This window comes from Actinoallomurus acaciae, from assembly GCF_042429965.1.
Taxonomy (GTDB): Bacteria; Actinomycetota; Actinomycetes; order Streptosporangiales; family Streptosporangiaceae; genus Actinoallomurus; species Actinoallomurus acaciae.
Genome location: NZ_JBHLZP010000606.1, coordinates 1 through 4,500, shown reverse-complemented (window position 1 = coordinate 4,500; position 4,500 = coordinate 1). Strand labels below are relative to the sequence as shown.

The 4,500-nt window shown below is 74.2% G+C and carries 5 protein-coding genes; 4 read left to right on the top strand and 1 reads right to left on the bottom strand.

The genetic code is table 11. The annotated features are described in order from the left end of the window. On the bottom strand, positions 1–990 hold a 990-nt coding region (locus ACFFNX_RS43145; protein ID WP_378212043.1), incomplete at its 3' end, for a cytochrome P450. A gap of 166 nt (positions 991–1,156) precedes the next feature. Here ACFFNX_RS43145 and ACFFNX_RS43140 point away from each other — a divergent pair. The 4 genes from ACFFNX_RS43140 to ACFFNX_RS43125 all read left to right on the top strand — a co-directional run. Beyond that, positions 1,157–1,306, top strand: a complete 150-nt coding sequence (locus ACFFNX_RS43140; protein WP_378212042.1) for a hypothetical protein — start codon at positions 1,157–1,159, stop codon at positions 1,304–1,306. A 23-nt stretch (positions 1,307–1,329) separates the two neighbouring features. Next, positions 1,330–3,201, top strand: coding sequence for a RiPP maturation radical SAM C-methyltransferase (locus tag ACFFNX_RS43135; protein WP_378212041.1), 1,872 nt, complete (start codon positions 1,330–1,332; stop codon positions 3,199–3,201). Further along, positions 3,202–3,816 carry a DUF5825 family protein gene (locus ACFFNX_RS43130; protein ID WP_378212040.1) on the top strand — a complete coding sequence of 205 codons (615 nt, stop codon included), beginning with the start codon at positions 3,202–3,204 and terminating at the stop codon, positions 3,814–3,816. Further along, the coding region (locus ACFFNX_RS43125; protein ID WP_378212039.1) for an MFS transporter at positions 3,813–4,500 on the top strand (688 nt) is incomplete at its 3' end. The genes ACFFNX_RS43130 and ACFFNX_RS43125, both read left to right, overlap by 4 nt.

Below are 4,500 nucleotides of genomic sequence, written 5' to 3'. Positions count from 1 at the left end.
CTCGCCGGCACGCCGCAGGTCGAGCCGGTCGGGGTCGGCGAACACCGCGGGGTCCCGGTTGGCCGCGGCCGGGTCGACGAGCACGCCGCTGCCCGCCGGGACCAGCGTGTCCCCGATCCGCAGGTCCCGGGTCGCGGCGCGCAGGAGGGGGTCGTTCGGCGGGTGCAGCCGCAGCAGCTCCTCGACCGCCGACGGGATCAGCTCGGGCGCGGCGCACAGCGCGGCGTACACCTCCGGTTCGCGCAGCAGGACGTGGATGACCGCGCCGAGCTGGTTGAGCGTGGTCTCGTTGCCGGCGATGAGCAACTGCACCGCGAGGGTCGCCAGCTCGAAGTCCGGTGAGCGCTCGCCGAGCGTGGCGATCAGCATGCCGAGCAGGTCGTCCGCTGGCGCCTCGCGTTTGGCGGCGATCAGCCGGACCAGGTAGCCGCCGAGTTCGTGCCAGGCGTCGCGCCAGCGTTCCGGCGAGGCCGGGTCGACCGTCGTGATCGCGTCGGACCACGCGCGGAAGTCCTCGCGCGCGTCCGGCGGCACGCCCAGCACCTGGCAGATGACGCTGATCGGCAGGGGTGCGCACAGCCCCTCCACCAGATCGGCGGGCGGCCCGGCCCGCGCGACGCGGTCGAGCAGTTCGTCGGCGATCCGCTGGATGGCGGGCCGCAGCGCCTCGACGCGCCGTACGGTGAACGCGCGGGACACCAGGCCACGAACGCGGGTGTGCTCCGGCGGGTCGAGCCCGGCCAGGCTGAACCCGACCGACGGGCGCGGGCCGGGGGCGAACCGCGGCCCGTCCGGCCGCCACAGCGCGGCGAGGCTGAACGCCGGGTCGGCCAGCACCGCCCGCGCGTCCTCGTGCCGGGTCACCAGGTACCCGACCTCACCCGAGGGCATGGTGACCGGGCAGACCGGGGACCGCCGCCGCACCTCGGCGAGCAGCGGCGGAGGGTCGACCGGTGTGGGCCACGCGAACGGATAGGCAGGCGGCGGCACACCGGACAGTCAACATGGCGGCCCGGCGGATGGGGATGGCCCGAAGGTGGAATTCGGGCAAGACTCCACCTTTGGGCCATTCTCCGATCGGCCCGCCTCCCGGAGACTCGGGCGAAAGGGCCGCCGTTCGGCGTGCCCGGAACCCGCTCACCGCAGGGAGGCGACCATGACCGACCGCCCCGCATTGCAGATCAAGTCGCTGGCCGAGGACAACCGCCCGGCGCGGCTCGGCACGCGGGTCACCCGCATGCCCGCCGAGATGCTCGCGGCGTCCAGCTTCGACCGCGAAGAGACGGCGTCCGCGCCCCAGGAGTGACGAACCCGGCCGAACCGGAACGCGTGCCGCGTACGTGCCTCGTCTGCATGCCGTGGCACGCGCTCTCACGGCCGTCCCTGTCGGTGGAGGTGCTGCGCGCCGCGTGCGCGCGGCGCGGCCTCCCCGTGCCGGCGGCCTACCACGGCGGGCTGCGGTTCGCCGAGTTCCTGCTGGAACGCAGTGACGGCCGGCTCAGCCCGTACGAGTACCACGCGGTCGCCGAGACCGGCTGGACCCACGCGCTCGGCGACTGGGCGTTCACGGGCGCGCTGAACGATGCCGGCTTCGGCCACGACGCGATGCTGCGGTACGCGGGCCGCCGGGATCTGCCGATGCGCTCGGTGACGGCCATGCGGGAGTACGCGAGCGACTTCGTCGACCTCGTCGTGGACGAGCTGATCGCCCTCGACCCGGAGCTCGTCGGCTTCACCACCACGTTCATGCAGAACGTGCCGAGCCTGGCCGTCGCGCGGCGCCTGAAGCTGCGGCGCCCGGACATCACGGTGGTGTTCGGCGGGGGCAACTGCGACGGGCCCATGGGCGCCGCCCTGCACCGGGAGTTCGACTTCGTCGACCTGGTGCTGCGCGGCGAGGCGGACGAGACGTTCCCGCTGCTGCTCCGCGCGCTGGGCGGCGGAACGGATCTGGCGGAGGTGCCGGGCCTGTGCCGCCGGGACGCCGCCGGCCGGTCGCACGTCAACGCCGTGCCCGCGCGCCCGGTGCCGCCCGCGGGGATGGCCGCGCCCGACTTCGACGACTGGTTCGCGCGGTTCGAGGCGTCTCCGATCAGCCGGTACGTGGAGCCGGAGCTGGTCGTGGAGTCGGCCCGCGGCTGCTGGTGGGGTGAGCGTCACCACTGCACGTTCTGCGGCCTCAACGGCACGTCGATGGCCTTCCGCGCCAAGCCGTCCGGCGCCTTCTCCACCGAGCTGGACCGGCTGGTCCGCCGCCACCGGACGCTCGACGTCATGGTGGTCGACAACATCCTCGAACCGGGTTACCTGCGAACCGTCCTGCCCGGCCTGGCCGAGCGCGACTGGGACGCGCACCTGCACTACGAGGTCAAGGCCAACCTCACCACCGAGCAGATCGGCGTGCTCGCGGCGGCCGGCGTGCACAGCGTCCAGCCGGGGATCGAGTCCCTCGTCGACGACGTCCTGGCCCGGATGGACAAGGGCGTACGGGCGGTGCACAACGTCCGTACGATGCGCGACTGCGAGTCGGCGGGCCTGGAGGTCACCTGGAACTGGCTGTACGGCTTCCCCGGCGAGACGGAGGAGTCCTACCGCGCGGTGCTGGACCAGTTGCCGGCGCTGGCGCACCTGCAGCCGCCGACGAGCACCGCCCGGATCGAGTTGAACCGCTTCAGCCCCTACTTCGAGAACCCGTCCCTGGGTTTCCCGGAGCGATGGCCCGCCGAGCCGTACCGCTACGTGTACGACCTGGCGGCGGAGCGGCTCGACGACCTGGTCTATCTCTTCGAGACTCCAGATCGGGGGCTCACGGAGGAGCAGGCCGCGGCCCTGCACGAGGCCGCCGGGACGTGGGCCCGCGACCATCCGTCCAGCACGTTGCACCGAATCGACGCCGACGGATGCCTGGTCCTGCGCGACCGCCGGGCCGGGAGGCCGGAGGAGGACCACGTACTGGAGCACCCGCGCGAGCGGGCCGCCTGGCACGAACTGGAACACGGCCGTTCGCTGCGGGGCCTGCTGCGCGCCCTCGCCGACCACCCGTGGAACCCCGAGGATCTGACCCGCTGGCTCGGTGAGCTGCGCGAACGCGGCCTGGTGTTCACCGAGTCCGGCCGCTGGGTCGCCCTGGCGACGTCCGACGTCACGGCCACCGCACCCTCGCGTCCCGCGCCACGGCGACCCCGGCCGGCGGTGGTGTGAGTGCGTACGGTCCCGGCCGGCGGGCTGGTGCCCGAGACGGTGAGCCTGACGCTTGATGACCTGATGGCCGACCCGGGCGCGGGGGCGTCGGCGATCGCGGAGGCGGGGCGCACCCGGCGGCGTGTCGTGCTGGCCGATGTGGCGCGGTTCGGCGTGCGCCCCGCGACGGACATCGCGCTCCTGCGGCTTCTGTCCGAGGCGACCGGGCGGCTGACCGACCTGGACTGGACGCTCGGCGGCGTGCCCCCGTGGCCCGTGCGTACCGTCGTGCATCTTCTTCCGCCTGCCGGTGACACCGGCGGGGACGCGGCGGAGTTCGCCGGGCGCTGGCGCGAGGGACACCGGTTCGGGCTGTGCGTCTACCGCCGGGGGCCGGGTTTCAGGCGCGTACGGGACGTTCGTCCGGGCGGCCCGCACCACGACGTCCTCATCGAGGAGCCCTGGGTCGCGGTCTTCGACGGCCTGGCGGCCGGCGCGATCACCCCGGACGACCACCGGTCCCGGCGCCTGATCAAGGAGTTGGGCGACGCCGGGCTCGTGTTGCGTCTCGGGGAGCTTCACCACCTCCTGCCGTTCCGCCGGCGCAAGGCGCCGACCCCGGCCTCCGGCCGGTGACGCGGGTACTCCGTGCCGGGGTCCGGCGGCCCGCCGCGTACGTGCGCGTCGTCGCGTCCTCCGGAACCGCCAACCTGGGCGACGGCATCCGTGAGGTCGCGCTTCCGCTGCTCGCCGCCGCCATCACCCGCGACACGCTGCTGGTCGGCGGCCTGACCGCCTGCGCGTACGCGCCGTGGCTGCTGCTGAGCATGCCGATCGGCGCGCTCGTCGACCGCGGCCGTCCCGAACTGTTCCTGTTCGGGGCCGGCGCCGCGCGCTGCGTCCTGCTGACCGTGCTGTCGGTGGACCTGCTCGCGGGGGACCGGTCGCTGGTCCTGCTCTACTGCGTGGCCTTCCTGCTGGGGGTGGGCGAGGCCGCCTACGACAACGCGAGCCAGTCGCTGATCCCCCGTGTGGTCGCCGACGAGGACCTGGAGAAGGCGAACGGCGCGCTGGTCACCGCCGAACGCCTGGGGGAGGACCTCGCCGGGCCCGCCGTCGGCGGCGTCCTGTTCACGGTCTCGACCGCGCTGCCGTTCGTCGTCAACGCGGTCACCCTGGGGCTGGGCACCGCTCTGGTCGCCGGGGTCCGTACGCCGCCGCCGGCCGGGGACGGGGCCCGGCCGGTCCGCGGGCTCCTCCGGGACGCGGGCGCCGGAATGCGCTGGCTCTGGCGGGCGGATCTCGTCCGCGGCGTCATCG

Bases quoted from the DNA above. Each gene is read 5' to 3' on its own strand.
- ACFFNX_RS43140 (WP_378212042.1), top strand. From the start codon at position 1,157: ATGACCGACCGCCCCGCATTGCAGATCAAGTCGCTGGCCGAGGACAAC.